This window comes from Klebsiella sp. K-3 (assembly GCF_051207495.1).
Lineage (GTDB): Bacteria > Pseudomonadota > Gammaproteobacteria > Enterobacterales > Enterobacteriaceae > Klebsiella > Klebsiella aerogenes.
The window spans coordinates 328,896-348,993 of the sequence record NZ_JBPNXF010000007.1; the positions used below are offsets into that span (position 1 = coordinate 328,896).

Below are 20,098 nucleotides of genomic sequence, written 5' to 3' on the forward strand. Positions count from 1 at the left end.
AACATGTGCGGGAGCGGCGAAAAGAAAACGTACCGCAAAGATACTTATTCACTTTGCTATGGCAACGAATCAATGGGTACAACAACAATTACGCCGAAAAAAGGCGCTTTTTCCGCCCCGGCATTATTGGTGGCTGGCGCTTTCTTTATGGAGTTTCTCGATGGCACGGTCATCGCTACCGCCCTGCCTGATATGGCGAAGGAGTTTGGCGTAGCGGCGGTCGCGCTCAATATTGGCATCAGCGCCTACCTGATCACCCTCGCGGTGCTGATCCCGGCCAGCGGCTGGATTGCCGACCGCTTCGGCGCGCGGAAAGTGTTTACGCTGGCACTCGCCATTTTTACCCTCGCCTCCGTTTTCTGCGGTTTATCGCGCAACATCGAAAGCTTTGTGACAATGCGCATTCTACAGGGCGTCGGCGGCGCGCTAATGGTCCCCGTCGGGCGACTGGCGGTGTTGCGCACCACGCCCAAAGATCAGCTCATCAAAGCAATCGCCACGCTAACCTGGCCGGCGTTGGTCGCACCGATAATCGGCCCGCCGCTCGGGGGCTTCATTACCAGTTACGCCAGCTGGCACTGGATCTTTTTTATTAACGTTCCGCTCGGGCTACTGGCGATGGCGCTTTCGCTACGCATCATTCCCAATATCCGTGAAGAAGAACGTCGCCCTTTCGATCTACCCGGTTTTGTGGCGACATCATTGGCAATGATAAGCCTGGTGGCGGCGATGGAACGACTCGGCGACCAACAGCCGCAAAGCTGGCAAACGCTGGCGCTATTGGCGACGGGTATTGGATGTATGGCTTTTGCGCTACGTCATTTCCGCCGCGCCGCCTGGCCAATGGTACGGTTGGACGCTCTGCGGGTTCCTACTTTCCGGGTAACCATGTACGGCGGTTCACTATTTCGCGCCTCGATAAGCGCCGTCCCGTTTCTGCTTCCGCTACTATTCCAGGTAGGGTTCGGTATGGATGCTTTTCATTCAGGGCTACTGGTGCTGGCCGTTTTTGTCGGCAATCTCACTATCAAGCCCGCAACTACGCCGCTCATCCGCTGGTTGGGGTTTCGCCGCTTATTGCTGATTAACGGTGCGCTGAATGTCGCCTCGCTACTTGCCTGCGCGCTATTAACGCCGCAAACGCCGGTATGGCTGATAATGTTGATCCTCTATCTTGGCGGGGTGTTCCGTTCCATCCAATTTACCGGCGTCAGTACGCTCGCTTTTGCCGACGTTCCTTCCGCCCAGATGAGTTATGCCAATACGCTGTTCAGCACCGCTTCACAGCTGGCGGTTGGGCTCGGAATCACTCTCGGCGCTATCGGCATTCGCATCGGTGAACAGTTGAGCGAGTGGTTTAACCTGACGACGCTACCGGGAATTGATTTCCGTTTGGCGTTTGTCTTTATCGCGCTGATTTGTTTGATAGGGATGATTGATACGCTGCGACTTACGCGAGATGCCGGTAGCACGGTATCCAGTAAAGCACGACCATAACAAACAGGCCCGCAGATGGGTGCAGGCCTGTTTGAAAAGCCCTATTAGCCTATAATCTGGCGTACGAAAGCTTCGATTTCTTTATCCTGGCAGTTTTCGAAGAAGCATTGCTGGAACCGCGGCCCGGAAACGGCGGTTTTTACCAGTTCCGGATCGATAGCTCGTAAGGTATCAAGATAATTTTCTTTCACCACCGCCGCTTTCACTTTATTCAGAATCCCAGCATTGCGAACCTGCGGCTCTTTACGTTCCGGCGGATAGCCCTCGCCATTACGGCCGGTGAAGGCCTTCTCGAAGATAAAGCGCACGTTAAGCTCCGCCCCCCAGCCAAAGCCTTTAGCAAAAGGCAGCGACAACGCGTTACCGTTGTTGATTTGGGCAAACAGGAAGGCATCCGCCGGGTCAATACAATAACCACAGACTACTCCGGGATGGATGTTCAACGACATCAGCGCCCCCTGCCCGGTTCCACAACCGGTCACCACAAAATCGACCGCTTTGGAATTCAGCAGGATGCTGGCCATGATACCCAGATGGATATAGGTGAGATGATGATCCTGTTCATCGCTCATTCCTACGTTGTAAACCGGGAAGCCTTTTTCATCGGCAACGGCATTAAGCTCGTTGAGAATGATAGCATTTTTGCTGGCCTGGCTGTTTTCCATCATCAGTGCGATTTTCATGCTGAACTCTCCTGAATACTGTCCGGGCGCTGCCCGATATGTGTTAGCGTTATCAGGACTCTACTACTTCATAAATGCTTTTTCAAACTTTATGAAAAGGTGTTTTATAAAAAGCATGACGCTTCACACTTCCAGCCTCGCTCGGCCCGACCCTACCGTTCCATGTTCACACCACTTAATATTTGTAGTTTCTCTTTGCGCGATAATTTACGAAATAAATATCAAATTAAAACCATTCTCATTTATTATTATATTGCCAATGCGTTTTATTCCCATTTGCATTTTTACTAATTGATTTTTTTAATTTACTTTTTGCAAATAAATTACTAACAAATTATAGTGATGGCACAATATGATTTAATCTTTATTTCCGGAGTGGACGCCATGCTGAAAGCAGAAATGATCGAAAAACTTAATGAGCAAATGAATCTTGAGCTTTATTCTTCTTTGCTTTATCAGCAGATGAGCGCATGGTGCAGCTACCATAGCTTTGAAGGTGCAGCCGCCTTTCTCCGCCGCCACGCGCAGGAAGAAATGACGCACATGCAGCGCCTGTTCGACTATTTGACCGATACCGGCAGCCTGCCGCGCATTAATGCCATTAGTTCGCCGTTTGCCGAATATGCTTCGCTGGATGAACTGTTCCGCCAGACCTATGAACATGAACAGTTAATTACGCAAAAAATTAATGAACTGGCGCATGCGGCAATGACCAACCAGGATTACCCGACCTTTAATTTCCTGCAATGGTACGTAGCAGAACAGCATGAAGAAGAGAAATTATTCAAATCTGTTATTGATAAACTGACCCTTGCCGGTAAAAGCGGTGAAGGCTTGTACTTTATCGATAAAGAACTGGCAACCCTCGATACGCAAAACTAATTCCCACAGCGGCGGCCTCCCCGGCCGCCGCGCGCTCAATGACGGCAAATTTTACTCTCGCTGGTATTGAAACCCTCTTCAACTGCGATGAATTTTCCTTTCCGCTGCAAAAACGTCACCAGTTGCGCCGCGTCCAAATCCTGCGCCGAACAGGTGTGAAAGCGGGCATCTTCGCCAAATTGTCTCTTAATGGCCGCTTCGAGACTGGCAACGCTGTACGACTCGCCCGATGCGATCATCATCTGCAGTACTTCATGACCATGAATAGATGACATAACTCCTCCTGTAAAGCGTGCAGCATATATCAGCATGCGCCTGGCGGCTTTGCGCCAACGCAGCCTTTTCTGCTCTCCCATAAATGTAAAGATATAATTACACCACTTGTAACCATCATTTGACGAAATCACTCATTTCACATACTCTGCGCGACATAATTATTCGTTCATTCCTTCATAGATAGAGAAAAGCGTGAAGAACCGCACTCTGGGTAGTATTTTAATCGTTGCCGGTACCACCATTGGCGCCGGTATGTTGGCGATGCCGCTCGCTTCAGCGGGAGTCGGTTTTGGCGTCACCCTGGTATTACTGATCTCGCTGTGGGCGCTGATGTGCTACACCGCCCTGCTGCTGCTGGAAGTTTATCAACATGTCCCTGCGGATATGGGATTAGGCTCACTGGCGGCACGCTATCTCGGCCGTTACGGTCAATGGATTACCGGTTTCTGTATGCTGTTTCTGATGTATGCGCTAACGGCGGCCTACATCAGCGGCGCTGGAGAGCTGCTGGCCTCCAGTCTTAATCAGTGGCTGAACTGGAGCCTACCGCCTTCTGCTGGCGTATTGCTCTTTACCGGCATTGGCGGCGCGGTGGTGTGCATCGGTACTTCTCTGGTCGATCTGTTTAACCGCTTTTTATTTAGCGCCAAAATTATCTTCCTCGCGGTGATGCTGGTGCTGCTGCTGCCCCATATTCACCAGATAAATCTTCTGACGCTGCCGCTACAGCAGGGCCTGGCGCTATCCGCTATTCCAGTGATTTTCACCTCGTTTGGTTTTCACGGTAGTATTCCCAGCATCGTTAGCTACCTGAATGGCGATATTCGCAAACTGCGCCGCGTGTTTATCATCGGTAGCTTTATTCCGCTGGTCGCCTATATTTTCTGGCAACTCGCCACGCTTGGCAGCATTGACTCTCCGGCCTTTACCGCCGTGCTGGCGAAGAACTCCGGCCTGAACGGCCTACTGGCAGCGATCCGCGATGTTGTCGCCTCGCCGCATGTAGAGGTGGCGGTACATCTGTTTGCCGATTTCGCCCTGGCGACGTCTTTCCTCGGCGTCGCACTGGGTTTGTTTGATTACCTTGCTGATTTGTTCCAACGTAAAAATACGCCTGCCGGGCGTGTTCAGAGCGGCGTCATCACTTTCCTGCCGCCGCTGGCGTTCGCCCTGTTTTATCCGCAAGGTTTCGTGATGGCGCTGGGGTACGCCGGCGTGGCGCTCGCCGTACTGGCGCTGATGCTGCCATCATTGTTGGTAATGAAGAGCCGAAAACTGCACCCGCAGGCGACATGGCGTGTACCGGGCGGCTCGATTGCGCTATGGCTGGTATTGGGCTGTGGAGTGGCGATTGTGGCCATTCAATTCGGCATTGTGGCGGGATTACTCCCCGCGGTGGGATAACAAAAGGGGCCATTTGGCCCCTTTTTTATTTAGCTAAGCAACACTGCTTATACTTTTTGCCGCTGCCGCAGGGGCAAGGATCGTTACGCCCCACCTTGGTCTCATTTCTTACCGGTTGCTGCACGGCCGTCGGCTGAGCATTTTCCATCCAGTAATTATATAAAGCCAGCGCAGCGGGCTTGATGCTATCAACGCTTTCGACAAATTCATCCGCGGTCAGCGTATCGAGCGCTTCGAAACGTTCTTCCGTTCCGTGCAGCGCAATGGCATCGAGCTGTGGCTGCAGTTCTGCAGGTAACGTCGACCAGTCGCACAGCGCAACGCCTCGCATATAGCCAAAGCACCACTCTTCAACGATGGTCAGCTCCTGGCCTTCAAACTCGCGGGTGCCGAACAGGGGGTCAAATTGCTCCGGATAGTCGGCCAGACGTTCGGCGATGTCGCTCATATGCTGCAGCGTCAGGTTGACGAAACGATCGCGTTCACGATCGTTAGCCCAGCGCGGTACGTTATCCGCTCCACCCCAGATAGCCAGCAGCCACTGCGCGGGTTCGATTTCACTCGGCCCGGATAAGATAGCCGTTAACAGACCATCAAGTTCGGAGACATCAAGGATGGCGCCCTCGGTGGCATATTTCGACAGGATCTCATCCAGCCACTCAAGTTCACTTTCGTTCAGGGGTCCGGTTTTCATTACAGGCTCATGATGGTAGAAAAATGGCGCTTACAGTAGCGAAAATGGGAGGAGAAAACCACCCGCTCTCGCTCACACAGGTGAATTTATTAACGCCGGCAGACCCGGCGGCGCATCAATTACATATCTTTAATGATATTAGCACGCATCACTTCGTATTCACTTGCGCTTATAACGCCCTCATCGAGCATTTTCTTAGCCTGTGCCAGGCGCTCTCTGACATCATCCGCGGCAGAACTCTTGCCCATCGTATTACCGCCGCTGTTGTCATCGTTCTGTTCATCACCAAAGCGATTACTGCCAATGGTGCCACGGGTGAAAATCATCCAAATCGACATTATCAACGCGGCCAGGCCGCCCAGCGCGATCACCCATACCCATACTGCGGCTCTGCCCTCTTCGACGGTAGCGGCAATACCAATCAGACCGATCAGCATAATGCCGTAGGGCGCCAGCAACCACCAGCCGGATTTGTTGAGATCGTGCAAACGACGCACCGCAACCGCGATCCCCGGAATGATAATAATTAACCCGAAGATACCGCCAACGACGGGGATCAATCCCAGGATCGCGGACAATATAAAGTTAGCAATGGTAAAAACCACATATTCCTGGCGCGCGGAGCGGCCGCGGAAAGTGGCGTATTTTCGAAAACAGTTCCCGTAGCTTTCAAGCAACGTGGCCATAAGATCCCTCATATATAATTATCATTGCCATTAAGGCGTCACATACCCAAAGGATATCAATACAGCGTTAACATTAACGTCAGTGATATATTACCTTAAATGGTTTGCAAATTTCCTGATAAAAATAGGTAAGGGAAACGCGGTAGATTTCAGCGTATTCATGACCGATTTATAGCGCTCAAAGCCTAACTCGGCTGGTGGGAAGGATGTCAAAAAAGGACAATTCAGAAATGAAAAAACCACCCGGAGGTGGTTTCACGACACTGCTTATTGCTTTGATTATTCTACTTTATCCCAATGGTACCCGGAGTGGGACTTGAACCCACACAGCGCGAACGCCGAGGGATTTTAAATCCCTTGTGTCTACCGATTCCACCATCCGGGCTCGGGATATAAAGTGGAGGCGCGTTCCGGAGTCGAACCGGACTAGACGGATTTGCAATCCGCTACATAACCGCTTTGCTAACGCGCCTTTAATACCTAAACACCCGCTACTGCCGATGCTTTCAATTTGGAGCGGGAAACGAGACTCGAACTCGCGACCCCGACCTTGGCAAGGTCGTGCTCTACCAACTGAGCTATTCCCGCATCATCAAGTAGATTAGGTAATCACTTGATTTTGTTATCGTCTGGAAGACTGTGCCGCCGTTCGATGCGTTGCATTCTACTTATCTCACGCGGTGAGTCAACGGTATTTTTCGCAACTTCGTCTCGTTTGCTGAAATTTGCGTCGAAACGATCACTGTTCAAGCAAATCGCCGCGTGCAGCGTTCAAATATTGCAGCATTGACCACAGCGTCAACACCGCAGCAACCATGAACAGAACGATACCTGCCCACTCCACCCACATATTCGGCCGCCACAGCATCCAGACCAGCGCCGCCATCTGAGCTGTCGTTTTCACTTTACCAATCCATGATACGGCTACGCTGCTGCGTTTACCCAGCTCTGCCATCCACTCGCGCAGAGCAGAAATAATAATTTCACGCGCGATCATCGTCGCTGCCGGCAATGTCACCCACCAGGTGTGGTAGTGTTCGGCAACCAGCACCATGGCAATCGCCACCATTACTTTATCCGCCACTGGATCAAGGAAAGCGCCAAAACGCGTGCTTTGGTTCCAGCGACGCGCCAGATAGCCATCGAACCAGTCGGTAACGGCAGCCACAAAGAAAATTAACGCGCAAACGAAAGGTGCCCAGCTGAAAGGCAGATAAAACGCCAGCACGAAAAACGGTATCAGAATAACGCGAAACAGAGTGAGCAACGTCGGAATATTAAATTGCATGGTAACAGGTAACTATATGTTGTAAGTGTAAATTAGCCCTATGGTGCTACAGAGCCCCTAATGTTTCAACGAGTAGAAGATCTTTTCTGCCAGTCCGTGAGATATACCCGGTACTTGCGCAATTTCTTCTACACTGGCCTTCTGCAAACCCTGCAGACCGCCCATATACTTCAACAACATCTGTCGGCGTTTCGGGCCAACGCCTTCAATCGTCTCAAGAGTACTGGTACTTTTCACTTTCGCCCGTTTTTTACGGTGCCCTGAGATAGCATGATCGTGCGATTCATCGCGAATGTGCTGGATAACATGTAAAGCAGGAGAATCCGGCGGCAGACTAAAGCCCTCGCCTTCTGGTTCAAAGAATAAGGTCTCCAACCCGGCTTTACGATCGCTCCCCTTCGCCACCCCCAGTAGCAGAGGATGATTTTTATCCCACGGTACGTCCAGTTCGGCAAAAACGGCTTTGGCCTGGCCAAGCTGGCCTTTACCACCGTCGATCAGGATAACGTCAGGGATTTTGTTCTCTTCTATAGCTTTACCGTAGCGGCGGCGTAACACCTGATTCATTGCCGCGTAATCATCACCAGGGGTAATACCAGTAATGTTATAGCGGCGGTATTCTGCCCGCAGCGGACCATTGCTATCGAACACCACACAGGAAGCGACGGTTTGCTCCCCCATGGTGTGGCTGATATCAAAACACTCCATCCGCTTTACAGCTGGCAGTTTCAGCAACGTCGCCAGGGCCTGCAAACGCTGGCTGACCGTTGATTGCTGTGAAAGCCTGGTGGTCAGCGCGACGGCGGCGTTGGTGCGCGCCAGTTTCAAATAGCGCGCGCGATCGCCGCGGGGTTTGGTCTGCACATTCACCCGACGACCGGCCAGTTCGGAAAGCGAATCGGCAAGAAGGGTTTTATCGCCCAGGTTGAAATCGAGTAAAATTTCCCCCGGTAAGGTTCGCATCTGGCTGCCCTGCAGGTAGAACTGCCCCACGAAGGTTTCCACGACCTCACCCAACTCGGTACCACCCGGAACTTTCGGGAAATAACTGCGGCTACCAAGCACCTTGCCCTGGCGAATAAACAGCACATGCACGCAGGCCATTCCGGCATCAAAAGCCACGCCGATAACATCCAGATCGTCGCCGGTATTGGAAACGAACTGTTTCTCAGTCACCCGGCGTACCGCCTGGATCTGATCGCGAATACGGGCGGCTTCTTCAAATTCCAGCGCCTGGCTGGCCTTTTCCATCCGGGAAATCAGTTGCGTCAATACCTGGTCGTCTTTGCCCGCGAGAAACAGCCTTACGTATTCTACCTGCTGCTCATACTCTTCTTCACTCACCAGCCCGGCGACGCACGGCCCTAAACAACGACCGATTTGATATTGCAGACAAGGACGCGAACGGTTGCGATAGACGCTGTTTTCACACTGGCGAATGGGGAAGATTTTTTGCAACAGCGCGAGCGTTTCGCGAACTGCGTAACCGTTAGGGAACGGACCAAAATATTCGCCTTTGGCGTGTTTAGCACCGCGGTGCATCGCCAGTCGCGGATGGGTGTCGCCGCTGAGAAAAATAAAAGGATAAGATTTATCGTCGCGCAGCAGCACGTTGTAACGTGGTTGATATAGCTTGATGTAGTTATGCTCAAGCAATAACGCTTCCGTTTCGGTATGGGTAACGGTTACGTCAATTTGCGCGATCAGCGCCACCAGAGCCTCGGTTTTACGCGAAGCCAGGTTGCTGCGAAAATAGCTGCTAAGCCGCTTTTTCAGGTCTTTAGCTTTACCAACATAAATGACGGTACCGCCGGCATCATACATACGATAAACGCCCGGTTGGCTGGTAACCGTCTTGAGGAAAGCTTTTGCGTCAAAAACATCACTCACTGACTTGCTAACGACTCCGCATTGCACAGGCCATGGCGAATTGCCAGGTGAGTTAGCTCCACGTCACCATGAATGTTTAGTTTACTGAACATTCGGTAACGATAGCTATTCACCGTCTTGGGACTCAGGTTTAACTGTTCTGAGATCTCATTGACCTTTTGGCCCTTGGTGATCATCAGCATAATCTGCAATTCGCGTTCAGACAAACTGGCAAACGGCGATTCCGTTTTTTCCGGTTCAATTTGACTGAGCGCCATCTGTTGGGCGATGTCGGAAGCGATGTAACGCTGACCCGAAGCAACGCAACGAATCGCATTGACCACTTCCTGCGGGGCTGCGCCTTTACTTAAGTAACCGGCGGCGCCAGCTTGCATGACCTTAGCAGGCAGCGGATTCTCAGTATGTACGGTCAACATGATCACTTTGGTATCGACAATAGCGCGCGCAATTTTACGCGTTGCTTCAAGCCCCCCGATACCCGGCATGTTCATATCCATCAGGACCACGTCCACAGGATTCGCACGGCACCACTTCACGGCATCCTCGCCGCAGCAGGCCTCACCGACAACTTTAATCCCTTTTATATCTTCCAGAATGCGTCGTATCCCTGCGCGCACTAGTTCGTGGTCATCAACAAGAAGTACGTTGATCAAAGGAATAATCTCCAGAATTAGGGATAACGCTACTGATAGTTTATCTCACATATATTACCGGGTTTTATCGTAACTTTAAAAGCCCAAAAAGTGTCCTGGAGAAGATTTCTCTCCCATTTATGGCAATTTGTCTCCACACCAGGTGGAAACCTATACAGAACATATAGTTGGATTATGTTTCTTTTTTAACATTCGCCCTACAGAAGGAGCAAAAAAAGCAACAGAACAGCCCGCAGATAAATACGTTTCGAAGGATGTAACAATAATTAACTTATCCCAAAAACCGCGGCAAAAATTAACGACGACCGTTAAGATGAACAGATATTATTCAGTAAATTTAACCGCTCAGCGCCCGACGCCAGGAACATAAATCACACGCTCCTTTTTTTTCTACTGCTTGTGGTATACTGCGCCGCCTTAACATTTAGTATTGCGCAACAGCGCCGATAGCAAACGAGGATATCGATGAGCACACCAGATTTTTCCACTGCAGAAAATAATCAGCAACTGGCGCAGGAAGTCTCCTGCCTGAAAGCGCTACTGACGCTAATGCTTCAGGCTATGGGCCAGGCGGACGCAGGCCGCGTGATTATTAAAATGGAAAAACAAATCGCGCAGATGGAAGATGAGGCTCAGGCTGCCGTATTCTCCAGCACCGTTAAGCAAATTAAACAAGCTTACCGTCAGTAAGAAAGGACCGGCTGAAAGTTATCACTGACAGCCGGTTTCACGTCTGACACGCAGAACGAATGATTCGCTCAAATTAATCCTGTTGCGACGGCATAACAGGCGATTTGCGTTTTGTTGGGCGCGTTAAATTTGCGCTGCATATTCTTCTGATGAAAATTGACCGTATTTTCTGAAATAGACAATATCATCGCCACCTCGGCCGAAGTTTTCCCTTCCGCGGTCCATTTGAGAATCTCCAGCTCGCGCCGGCTAAACTTCATCTCCGGCGGCATTACCATCTCATCCTCCAGGCGCAGCAACGCCAGCAGGCTAAGTTCGGTGAGCGTTCTCAGGCGTAATTCTAATTCGTCCTCCTGATAAGGACCCGGTTGCGTATTTTTTGCAGAAACCGATAAGAATCCCAGCGCATGATTTGGTAAGGTAAGACACTGCGTCACACCTTTATTTAAACCATGATCGCGCGCGCCGTTCCATAATTCCGGCGTATCACAAAAGAGCTGGTCATTCCACGGTAAATGCCCACGAAGAAAATTTTCTCTGCGCAATACGGGATCAACAGCAAAATAATTCTCTGCCTGATAATGAGACATCCAGGCCTGAGGATAAGTTGATTGCAGCGTGAGTCTCGGGCGCGTAAAAGGCACCGGATGGCGCACACAGAGTGCGTAGTAGTCGTATTCCAGAGCCTCTGTTTGCTGCTGGAGCAGGTTATAAACCGAATCCCCATCATGAGTTGACTGGAATTGTTGCAGCATTTCCCGCCGCCAGCTGAAAAAATCAATGTCCCTCATAACCTACCAAATAACCCCTGATTGATAATCATTATTATAAATACATAAAACTAACACATAAATCTTATTTATATGTATAAAATAACGTAGCCATCGCATTATTCGATTTTCGATGACGATTATTTATCGAACTCAGGAGGAAAATATGCTCTCGCCGTCCTCGTCTATGCAGCTCTTTTCCCGGATGTGGCAAGACTTTAGCGCAAGCGCTGTCCCGCCAATCGATTTCCGCCGCCCAGGGGCTTTATCTTCTTGCTTTGCAGTCAGTGATTTTGCTGCCGCCTCTATGGGGATCGCCGCCGCTTACCTTGCCCGCTTATGTTCAACATCCGCCACGCCCATAGTGGATCGCCGGCTGGCGTCATATTGGTTTTCAGCCAGCGCCAAGCCGCATAATCGTCCAGCACAGCAGCTTTGGGATCCATTAGCGGGAGATTATCAAACCGAAGATGGATGGATCCGACTGCATACGAATGCCCCCTATCACAGACTCGCCGTGGCGCAGATTCTGGGACAACATGCGACGCGACAAACACTTGCTCAACAAGTTCTTCAATGGCGCTCGCATGCGCTGGAACAAGCGGTGGTGGAAAATGGCGGTTGCGCGGCGGCGATGCGCAGCGCGGAAGAGTGGCGAACACACCCGCAGGGCATCGCCGTCAGTCGGCAACCGCTGCTGATAGAAGCCGATTCACCGCCGGGGCCGTCGGTTGCCTGGTCCCTCCCCCCCTCACGTCCTTTGCTCGGTATCAAGGTACTGGATTTAACCCGGATTATTGCCGGCCCTGTCGCAACTCGTTTTCTCGCAGGGTTAGGCGCTGATGTATTACGTATTGATCCTGTCGACTGGCAAGAATCAACGCTCGAAGAAGAGATTACGCTGGGTAAGCGCTGCGCCCGATTGAATATAAAAACACAAACCGATAAGCAACGTTTAATCACGTTAATCTCGCAAGCCGACGTCATTGTTCACGGTTACCGCGCTGATGCGTTGGATGCGCTAGGTCTTGATTGTCATACCCGAGCCGCACTATCGCCGGGAATTGTTGATGTTTCACTAAATGCCTGGGGATGGGAGGGGCCATGGAGAAACCGACGCGGTTTCGACAGCCTGGTACAAATGGCCTGTGGTATCGCTCATGCCGGTCAACGCTGGCGCGACGCGGATAAACCCATCCCGCTTCCGGTACAAGCGTTAGACCACGCGACGGGCTATCTGATGGCTGCAGCAGTACTAAAAGGGATAGAGCAACGCATAGAGAGCGGCAAAGGTTATCATGCGCGGCTGTCATTGGCTCGCGTCGCCGCCAGCCTGATGGAGTGGCCAGGCGCACGACATGAGATGCCTTTCGCGCCGCTGCAACGTCGTGATTTTCAATCTGCGATGGAGTGGTCGACATTTGGTCTGGCTGAACGGCTAACATTCCCCATCCGCCTGGCAGGTACGCCAATTATCTGGTCACGACCGCCCTGCCGGTTAGGGTCGGCCGCGCCAGAATGGTAAAATTTACTGCATTAAAAATTTCTCAAGGAACTGACGAGTACGCGGCTGCTGCGGGTTAGCAAATAGCTCTCTGGCCTTACCTTGTTCGACGATACGTCCCTGATCCATGAATATGGCGCGGTCGGCGACATCACGAGCGAAACTCATCTCATGGGTAACAATAACCATAGTCCGCTTTTCCTGCGCCAGCTGGCGTATGGTGTTGAGTACTTCACCCACTAACTCAGGATCCAACGCAGAAGTCGGCTCGTCAAAAAGAATAACGTCCGGACGCATTGCTAACGCACGGGCAATTGCCACACGCTGCTGCTGACCGCCAGATAAACGACGCGGATAGCTATTCTCTTTTCCTGATAGTCCCACCTTTGCCAGTAGCTGACGCGCCAAAGAAATGGCCTCGTTCTTATCTTCGCCTTTTACGATAACCGGTCCTTCAATAATATTTTCCAGCACCGTACGGTGTGGAAATAGATTGAAGTTCTGGAACACAAAGCCAACATGCTGACGCAGACGGCGGATTAGCCCTTTTTGCTGGCTAATACTACGCGAAGTATCGATTGTCACATCGCCCACGCGAATGGTACCGCTTTCGGGGTGTTCAAGCAGATTAATGCTGCGCAACAGCGTGGTCTTACCGGATCCGCTCGGACCGATAATCGCCACCACCTCCCCTTCCTGAACCTCGAGATCGATACCGTGGAGCACGGTCTGCCCGTGGAATTTCTTCACCAGTTTTTTGACTTCAATCGCACTCATTTTGGATCACGCTCCTGGCGATTCAGCTGATTTTCAAAATAATTCTGCAACGTCGATAGCACAGTCGCCATCACCCAATAGATAAGCGAGGCGGCCAGATACATCGTAAAGACCTCCAGCGTACGCGAGGTAATTAACTGCGCCTGACGGAACAGTTCCGGTACCTGAATCGTCGCCGCCAGCGAAGTATCTTTGACAAGGCTAATAAAGCTGTTAGAGAGCGGCGGCAGCGCCACGCGGGCAGCCTGCGGTAAAATAGCCCGCCGCAAAGTCTGCCACGGCGTCATGCCAATACTCGCTGCCGCTTCCCACTGCCCTTTATCTATAGAGGCAATTGCCGCTCGCAGCGTTTCCGCCGCATAGGCCGCGGTATTCAACGACAGGCCAATCATCGCCGCCGGGATCGGGTCCAGCTCAATGCCAAACTGCGGTAAGCCGTAATAGATCATAAACAGTTGGGCAATCAGCGGGGTTCCCCGGAAAATAGAGATATACATCCGCGCCAGCCATCTGACCGGCCAGATTGACGACATGCGCATCAATGCGAGGATAAAGCCCAGCAGCAGGCCGAAGAACATGCCGCCGATGCTCAGCTGTAACGTAAAAACCGCGCCCTTTAACAGATAAGGCGCGGAGTCAATGACCAGTTGGATACTTTCTTGCATTCTGTTTTTCTACATTAGACGTGCGGATGATAAGCAAACAGCGCTGGCGCGCCGCCAGTATGGATAAACAGAATCGGCCCCTCATCCTTAAAGCGATTCTGATTAATGCCGTCAATCAGCCCGGCCATGGCCTTTCCGGTATAAACCGGATCCAGCAGGATACCTTCCAGTTGTGCCAGCAGTTTGACCGCTTCCATGCCTTCTTCATTGGGCGTACCGTAGCCTGGCGCGAAATAATCATCCCACAAAGTAATTTCCGCTTTGGCCTGCAGTTCAAGGCTGTTAGCAACGGCCTGCTGCAGCGCAACCACTTTAGGTAACTGGTCGGCAACGCTGCGTGACACGGTCACCCCAATTAATTCCGCGTTCGGCATCAGCTGTTCCAGGCCTACCGCCAGCCCGGCGTGCGTGCCTGCGCTACCGGAGGCGACCACTACCGACGAGATTTCCACCGCCCCTTCGCATTGCTGGGCGATCTCGAGGGCACTTTCGACATAACCCAGCGCGCCAAGGGCGTTTGAACCGCCGACCGGAATGACATAAGGACGGTATCCCTGCGCTTCAATCCGGGTTGCCAGCTCTTCAAGCTGCGCATTAGGATCGGTCAACGCATCACACATTTCGACCTGGGTATTGAACAAATCCAGCAACAGGCGGTTACCGTTGGTCAGATAATTTTCAGCACGAGTGCCTATCGGATTTTCCAACAGCGCGACGCAGTGCAGGCCCAGTTTCGCGGCGACGGCCGCCGTCTGACGCACATGGTTAGACTGTATGGCTCCTGCGGTAATCAGCGTATCAGCGCCTTCGCGTAGCGCATCAGCGGCGAGAAACTCCAGCTTGCGCAGTTTATTACCGCCCATCGCCATTGGAGTCACATCATCACGTTTAATAAAAATATCCCGCCCGAGATGATCGGACAGGCGCGGTAGATATTCCAGTGGCGTCGGCGCGCCAATAAATTCCAGGCGCGGGAAACGCGTTAAATTTTGTAGTGACATGGCACCTCCAGACTCAGTTATCCTTATTATGCACGCAGTTGCGCGCTAAATAAAAAAAGGCGCCATTATCAGCGCCTTTTTTCATCTGCAGACGTTACTTAGTGACGTCTGCACCAAACCATTTTTCTGAAAGCGCCTTCAGGCTGCCATCTTTCTGCATATCTGCGATGGCCGTGTCCACCGCTTTCAGCAGATCTTCATTACCTTTACGCAGCGCCACGCCGGATTCCTGACGGGAGAATGCTTCACCGGTTACAGCCAGGGTATTGTTGGTTTTCTTCACCAAATCCAACGCTGCCAGGCGGTCGACCAAAATCGCGTCAATACGGCCTACGCGCAGGTCCTGGTATTTTGTCGGGTCATCATCATAGGTACGAATATCAACGCCCTGTACATTCTGGCGCAGCCACTCTTCATAATTGGTGCCCAGGCCAACGCCGACTTTTTTGCCTTTCAGGTCCGCCGCGGTTTTAATTACGCCTTCGTTACCCTTCTTCACCAGCGCCTGAATACCAGAAATAGTATACGGGGTGGAGAAGTCGTATTTTTTCTTACGCTGGTCGGAAATAGTGACCTGGTTAATCACCACATCAATACGTTTAGAATCAAGAGAAGCCAGCATACCGTCCCATTTGGTGGGTTTGAGGTCTGCTTTCACACCGATGTGTTTCGCCAGTTCATTGGCAAACTCGACTTCAAAACCGGTCAATTTTCCATCATCGCCTTGATAACTAAACGGCGGGTATGTGCCTTCCAGGCCAACGCGCAGCGTGCCGCGCTCTTTGACCTGATTAAGCAGATTTTCAGCGGCAAAGGTTTTCACGCTTACACCAGCCATCAATGCTACGGCCATTGCGCCCATCAGCGCCTGGCGACCCAGAAGTGCTAATTTCATAGATACCCCGAATATGATGAGATTTTCCTGTAGTGTAAGGCGTTTAGCAGCAGCCTACCAACATCTATCCGCTACATCTTATGCCAATTTATTATATATGCAGCCATTTAGGGTATAGCGAAAAAGCAACGAAATTATTCATATTTGCCAGTTATCTCCCATACTGCAAAGGTCAGCTTGATGACGCCAGGAGCATGGAAGATGAAAAATCCCACGTTGTTGCAATGTTTTCACTGGTATTACCCGGAAGGTGGCGAGCTATGGCGGGAAGTAGAAGCCCTTGCGCCAAATCTCAATGAAATCGGCATTAATATGATTTGGTTGCCGCCAGCCTATAAGGGCGCTTCCGGCGGTTATTCGGTTGGCTACGATAGTTACGATCTTTTCGACCTTGGTGAATTCGATCAGAAAGGATCGGTTGCCACCAAATATGGCGATAAGGCTCAGTTGTTAGCGGCGATACATGCGCTAAAAGAGCATCAAATTGCCGTCCTACTTGATGTCGTCGTAAACCATAAGATGGGTGCCGATGAGAAAGAGCGCATTCGCGTACAACGCGTTGATGAACAGGATCGAACAAAAATTGCGGAAGAGATCATCGAATGTGAAGCCTGGACTCGCTATACCTTCCCGGCCCGTGGTGGACAATATTCACAATTCATCTGGGACTATAAATGTTTTAGCGGCATCGACCATATTGAAAATCCCGATGAAGATGGTGTATTCAAAGTGGTTAATGACTACACCGGCGACGGCTGGAACGATCAGGTCGACGATGAAATGGGCAACTTCGACTATCTCATGGGCGAAAACATCGATTTCCGGAACCATGCCGTCACCGAGGAGATAAAATACTGGGCCCGCTGGGTCATTGAACAAACTGGCTGCGATGGTTTTCGCCTTGATGCCGTCAAGCATATTCCGGCATGGTTTTATAAAGAGTGGATTGAGCACGTACAGAGCTCCAGCGAAAAACCACTCTTTATTGTTGCCGAATACTGGTCGCACGAAGTGGATAAACTACAGCAGTATATCGACCTTGTTGACGGTAATACCCTGCTGTTCGATGCGCCGCTGCAGATGAAATTCCACGAAGCCTCACGTCAGGGGCGCGATTACGACATGAGTCAAATATTCACCGGCACGCTGGTTGAAGCCGATCCCTTCCATGCGGTTACGTTGGTCACGAATCATGACACCCAACCGCTTCAGGCGCTGGAAGCGCCGGTCGAAGCCTGGTTTAAGCCGCTAGCCTATGCGCTGATTTTACTGCGTGAAAACGGGGTTCCCTCGGTATTTTACGCCGATCTGTTCGGCGCCAGTTATGAAGATACCGGCGGAGATGGCCAGACTTACGCCATCGAAATGCCGGTTATCGAGCAACTTCATGAACTCATCGACGCGCGTCAGCGTTTTGCTCACGGCGTACAAACTCTGTGGTTCGATCATCCTAACTGTATTGCCTTCAGCCGCAGCGGTACCGATGAACATCCTGGCTGCGTAGTGGTGCTATCTAACGGCGATGACGGCGAGAAAACGCTCCCGCTTGGCGAAAATTACGCCAATAAACGCTGGACGGATTTTCTTAATAATCGCCAGGAGATAATTGAAACCGATGACGAGGGCAATGCCGTATTTACCTGTAATGCCGGCAGCGTCAGCGTGTGGGTCATTGAAGAGGTACTGTAAAGCAAACGGGCCGGCTTTCGCCGGCCCGTCAAAATAGATTACTGTGCGGTTTTACTCGCCGCCTGATTCTTTTTCCAGGCCTGTTCGCACTCCGGCGTTAAGCGTTCGACGCGGGTCAACGTCATTCGATCGTATTCCAGCGTGTTTCCATTACGTTCAATAGGATAAATATCAAGGCTGCTGGTCACATTATAAACCTGATCGTCGCGGTTCATTAATTTTCCCGGTTCAGCAATCACCCGTTGCCACTGACGGCAATCGAGGGTATCCCCGTCTTTGGTGACGATCAACGTCGCTATCGCCTCAGGGCTAACCATCGCGCTTTGCGGGCCCTTCGATTGCCAGAACCCTTCCAATCCTGCAGGCGCTGGCGCTTTAACCACTGCCTGATAGGAATCAACCTGTGCGCATCCGGACAAAGCAAGCAACGCGCCAGCCATAACAATCTTTTTCATCATCCATCCCACAAACCGATAAAAAAGTATTGTGGCATTAAAGCGTTAAGGCCGCCACCCCTACGCGATACCCAGGTTGCTTAGGCTCGCCGCTAATCTCAGCATTTACGCTTATCGATTATTATTAGCCGTATTAAACATGAATGAAAAATACATTTTTTGAATAAAATACAGACAGCACCAATTTAATTGGCGGTCGCCCCATAAGGATAATCCGAAAATAAATCGAAATCGTGGCGACGCCATGGCCCAGCGCCGGGCATTATTACTGTCAGAAACTGTTTATTCTTTTTTCATGGCTTTACTTTAAGAATATTCCTGGCAAATTATGAGTATTATTAGCGAATAGTTTAGTCTGGCTAATGCTTTCCGCATAAAGTCAGGCGTTATAAAAATGGACTTCATCACACGGCCAGGCGCCAGATGAATTATCGTTACGTGTTGATTGAGGATGGGTCATGTCAACGATTATCATGGATTTGTGCAGCTATACCCGGCTAGGTTTAACCGGATATCTGGCAAGCCGGGGAATAAAGAAGCGCGATATCATTGAGGTGCGTAGCGCACTTAGTTTGAAGGAGCGCTGCGAATCACTGCGTCCGGCGGTTGTGTTTCTCAACGAGGACTGTTTTATACATCACGATGAGAGCAATCAACTTATCCGCGACATCATTACCACCAACCCTGATACCTTATTTGTTATTTTTATGTCTTTGGCAAACATCCATTTTGACCACTACTTACTTGTGCGCAAGAATCTACTTATCAGTTCAAAATCGCTAACACCGAAAGACCTTGATAACATTCTGGGTAATTGTCTGCAAACCGATACCGCCAATCATCTAAACCAGTTACGCACCCGCATTCCTACTTTATCGCTCAGTCAGGCAGAATCGAATATGCTGCAGATGTGGATGGCCGGACACGCGACCTCACATATTTCAAGACAGATGAATATCAAAGCAAAAACCGTGTCGTCACATAAAGGTAATATTAAGAAAAAAATCCAGACGCATAATAAACAGGTGATTTACCATATTGTTCGGTTGGCTGAAAACATTACTTCCGGGATTTACGTCAATATGCGCTGATAGCAAACTGGCGGCGATACCCGCCAGTTTCTGCCTGTGGACCTACTCAGCTTTCTCAACAAAAATGCCGTCCGGGTGCCCCACTTCGTTGAAAAACCAGATCCCAAGCGGATAGTCTTCCAGCGCAACAAGATACATGGTTCCTTCACTAAACGACTCAATTGCCAGTACTACCCCCGAACGACGTGGGCCACCGTCGGTCTTTACCGTGACACGATCGTTTACCTGCATAACTCGCCTCCTCTCGTTTTGAGCCAGTGTAGAACAAAACCCGTCATCACGCAGCGTTCAGCCAGCGTGACTGCCGTTTTTATAGACCGTCTATACTTAAAGAGGCTCTATCAGAGCCGAGCGAGGTAGTGATGATGAAATCCGCTAAAGACCGCGGTGTGACGAATACAGACGGGATTGACATTAATGTCGATGCCCTACTGGCGGCGATCAATGAGATAAGCGAAAGCGAAGTGCATCGTAGCGAAGATGATCCGCACCATGTCAGTATCGATGGTCGTAACGAACACACCTGGCGCGAGCTGGCTGAAGCTTTTGAGCTTGATATTCATGACTTTAGCGTTACTGAAGCCAATCGCTAAGCATAGGTGAAAAAA

General features: G+C 50.9%; 22 protein-coding genes and 3 tRNA genes. 8 read left to right on the top strand and 17 right to left on the bottom strand.

Annotated features, from left to right (window positions below; translation table 11 throughout):
• Positions 1 to 72: 72 nt before the first annotated feature.
• On the top strand, positions 73 to 1,497 hold the full coding sequence (locus tag ACSEMK_RS13875) for an MFS transporter (protein WP_430914555.1): 1,425 nt from the start codon (positions 73 to 75) through the stop codon (positions 1,495 to 1,497).
• A 44-nt stretch (positions 1,498 to 1,541) separates the two neighbouring features.
• Here ACSEMK_RS13875 and ACSEMK_RS13880 read toward each other — a convergent pair whose 3' ends face one another.
• The gene (locus ACSEMK_RS13880) at positions 1,542 to 2,180 is read right to left on the bottom strand and encodes an RpiB/LacA/LacB family sugar-phosphate isomerase (protein ID WP_113373558.1); all 639 of its coding nucleotides are present in this window, start codon (positions 2,178 to 2,180) and stop codon (positions 1,542 to 1,544) included.
• A 384-nt stretch (positions 2,181 to 2,564) separates the two neighbouring features.
• Between ACSEMK_RS13880 and ftnA the strand changes: the two genes are divergently transcribed.
• Positions 2,565 to 3,062 carry a non-heme ferritin gene (gene ftnA / locus ACSEMK_RS13885; RefSeq protein ID WP_015365960.1) on the top strand — a complete coding sequence of 166 codons (498 nt, stop codon included), beginning with the start codon at positions 2,565 to 2,567 and terminating at the stop codon, positions 3,060 to 3,062.
• Between the two features lie 35 nt (positions 3,063 to 3,097).
• Here ftnA and ACSEMK_RS13890 read toward each other — a convergent pair whose 3' ends face one another.
• Positions 3,098 to 3,337 (bottom strand): YecH family metal-binding protein, encoded by a 240-nt coding sequence (locus ACSEMK_RS13890; RefSeq protein ID WP_047037243.1) that lies wholly within the window; start codon positions 3,335 to 3,337, stop codon positions 3,098 to 3,100.
• 193 nt (positions 3,338 to 3,530) lie between these two features.
• Here ACSEMK_RS13890 and tyrP point away from each other — a divergent pair, with 193 nt between their 5' ends.
• Positions 3,531 to 4,742, top strand: a complete 1,212-nt coding sequence (tyrP, locus tag ACSEMK_RS13895; RefSeq protein ID WP_113373557.1) for a tyrosine transporter TyrP — start codon at positions 3,531 to 3,533, stop codon at positions 4,740 to 4,742.
• A 25-nt stretch (positions 4,743 to 4,767) separates the two neighbouring features.
• Here the strand turns inward: tyrP and ACSEMK_RS13900 are convergent, their stop codons facing one another.
• From ACSEMK_RS13900 to uvrY, 8 genes are all read right to left on the bottom strand, one after another.
• Positions 4,768 to 5,436 carry a YecA family protein gene (locus tag ACSEMK_RS13900; RefSeq protein ID WP_015705973.1) on the bottom strand — a complete coding sequence of 223 codons (669 nt, stop codon included), beginning with the start codon at positions 5,434 to 5,436 and terminating at the stop codon, positions 4,768 to 4,770.
• 119 nt (positions 5,437 to 5,555) lie between these two features.
• Complete coding sequence (locus tag ACSEMK_RS13905) at positions 5,556 to 6,122, bottom strand: DUF805 domain-containing protein (protein WP_087860523.1); 567 nt, start codon at positions 6,120 to 6,122, stop codon at positions 5,556 to 5,558.
• A 298-nt stretch (positions 6,123 to 6,420) separates the two neighbouring features.
• A tRNA-Leu gene (locus tag ACSEMK_RS13910) sits at positions 6,421 to 6,507 on the bottom strand.
• A 13-nt stretch (positions 6,508 to 6,520) separates the two neighbouring features.
• A tRNA-Cys gene (locus tag ACSEMK_RS13915) sits at positions 6,521 to 6,594 on the bottom strand.
• 40 nt (positions 6,595 to 6,634) lie between these two features.
• Positions 6,635 to 6,710, bottom strand: a tRNA-Gly gene (locus ACSEMK_RS13920).
• Positions 6,711 to 6,861: 151 nt separating this feature from the next.
• Positions 6,862 to 7,410: a CDP-diacylglycerol--glycerol-3-phosphate 3-phosphatidyltransferase gene (gene pgsA / locus ACSEMK_RS13925; protein ID WP_045390257.1), complete on the bottom strand. Its 549-nt coding sequence runs from the start codon at positions 7,408 to 7,410 to the stop codon at positions 6,862 to 6,864.
• 57 nt (positions 7,411 to 7,467) lie between these two features.
• The gene (uvrC, locus tag ACSEMK_RS13930; protein ID WP_087860522.1) at positions 7,468 to 9,300 is read right to left on the bottom strand and encodes an excinuclease ABC subunit UvrC; all 1,833 of its coding nucleotides are present in this window, start codon (positions 9,298 to 9,300) and stop codon (positions 7,468 to 7,470) included.
• Positions 9,297 to 9,953, bottom strand: coding sequence for a UvrY/SirA/GacA family response regulator transcription factor (uvrY, locus tag ACSEMK_RS13935; RefSeq protein WP_087860521.1), 657 nt, complete (start codon positions 9,951 to 9,953; stop codon positions 9,297 to 9,299). The genes uvrC and uvrY overlap by 4 nt, the downstream gene beginning before the upstream one ends.
• Positions 9,954 to 10,418: 465 nt before the next feature.
• Between uvrY and ACSEMK_RS13940 the strand changes: the two genes are divergently transcribed.
• Positions 10,419 to 10,643, top strand: coding sequence for a DUF2594 family protein (locus tag ACSEMK_RS13940; protein WP_015365908.1), 225 nt, complete (start codon positions 10,419 to 10,421; stop codon positions 10,641 to 10,643).
• A gap of 68 nt (positions 10,644 to 10,711) precedes the next feature.
• Here ACSEMK_RS13940 and sdiA read toward each other — a convergent pair whose 3' ends face one another.
• Entirely contained in the window at positions 10,712 to 11,434 is a 723-nt protein-coding gene (gene sdiA, locus ACSEMK_RS13945; protein WP_087860520.1) for a transcriptional regulator SdiA, read from the bottom strand.
• 145 nt (positions 11,435 to 11,579) lie between these two features.
• Between sdiA and ACSEMK_RS13950 the strand changes: the two genes are divergently transcribed.
• The gene (locus tag ACSEMK_RS13950) at positions 11,580 to 12,938 is read left to right on the top strand and encodes a CoA transferase (RefSeq protein ID WP_430914587.1); all 1,359 of its coding nucleotides are present in this window, start codon (positions 11,580 to 11,582) and stop codon (positions 12,936 to 12,938) included.
• Between the two features lie 3 nt (positions 12,939 to 12,941).
• Here the strand turns inward: ACSEMK_RS13950 and tcyN are convergent, their stop codons facing one another.
• The 4 genes from tcyN to tcyJ all read right to left on the bottom strand — a co-directional run bounded on the left by tcyN (position 12,942) and on the right by tcyJ (position 16,255).
• On the bottom strand, positions 12,942 to 13,694 hold the full coding sequence (gene tcyN, locus ACSEMK_RS13955; RefSeq protein WP_113373554.1) for an L-cystine ABC transporter ATP-binding protein TcyN: 753 nt from the start codon (positions 13,692 to 13,694) through the stop codon (positions 12,942 to 12,944).
• Positions 13,691 to 14,359 carry a cystine ABC transporter permease gene (tcyL, locus tag ACSEMK_RS13960; protein ID WP_015705981.1) on the bottom strand — a complete coding sequence of 223 codons (669 nt, stop codon included), beginning with the start codon at positions 14,357 to 14,359 and terminating at the stop codon, positions 13,691 to 13,693. The genes tcyN and tcyL overlap by 4 nt, the downstream gene beginning before the upstream one ends.
• Positions 14,360 to 14,373: 14 nt before the next feature.
• Positions 14,374 to 15,360, bottom strand: a complete 987-nt coding sequence (dcyD, locus tag ACSEMK_RS13965; protein WP_087860518.1) for a D-cysteine desulfhydrase — start codon at positions 15,358 to 15,360, stop codon at positions 14,374 to 14,376.
• A gap of 94 nt (positions 15,361 to 15,454) precedes the next feature.
• Complete coding sequence (gene tcyJ, locus ACSEMK_RS13970) at positions 15,455 to 16,255, bottom strand: cystine ABC transporter substrate-binding protein (RefSeq protein ID WP_045376245.1); 801 nt, start codon at positions 16,253 to 16,255, stop codon at positions 15,455 to 15,457.
• A gap of 201 nt (positions 16,256 to 16,456) precedes the next feature.
• Here tcyJ and amyA point away from each other — a divergent pair, with 201 nt between their 5' ends.
• A complete protein-coding gene (gene amyA, locus ACSEMK_RS13975; protein WP_087860517.1) occupies positions 16,457 to 17,944 on the top strand; it encodes an alpha-amylase in 1,488 nt (495 codons plus the stop codon).
• Positions 17,945 to 17,982: 38 nt separating this feature from the next.
• Here amyA and yedD read toward each other — a convergent pair whose 3' ends face one another.
• Positions 17,983 to 18,402 carry a lipoprotein YedD gene (gene yedD, locus ACSEMK_RS13980; RefSeq protein WP_162750162.1) on the bottom strand — a complete coding sequence of 140 codons (420 nt, stop codon included), beginning with the start codon at positions 18,400 to 18,402 and terminating at the stop codon, positions 17,983 to 17,985.
• 455 nt (positions 18,403 to 18,857) lie between these two features.
• On the opposite strand from yedD, the gene rcsA reads away from it, so the two are divergent.
• A complete protein-coding gene (gene rcsA, locus ACSEMK_RS13985; protein WP_087860515.1) occupies positions 18,858 to 19,490 on the top strand; it encodes a transcriptional regulator RcsA in 633 nt (210 codons plus the stop codon).
• A 42-nt stretch (positions 19,491 to 19,532) separates the two neighbouring features.
• On the opposite strand, the gene dsrB is transcribed toward rcsA, so the two are convergent.
• Positions 19,533 to 19,721, bottom strand: a complete 189-nt coding sequence (dsrB, locus tag ACSEMK_RS13990; protein ID WP_015365898.1) for a protein DsrB — start codon at positions 19,719 to 19,721, stop codon at positions 19,533 to 19,535.
• Positions 19,722 to 19,855: 134 nt separating this feature from the next.
• Here dsrB and yodD point away from each other — a divergent pair, with 134 nt between their 5' ends.
• Positions 19,856 to 20,083 (top strand): YodD family peroxide/acid resistance protein, encoded by a 228-nt coding sequence (gene yodD / locus ACSEMK_RS13995; protein ID WP_087860514.1) that lies wholly within the window; start codon positions 19,856 to 19,858, stop codon positions 20,081 to 20,083.
• The last annotated feature ends 15 nt before the right edge of the window (positions 20,084 to 20,098 follow it).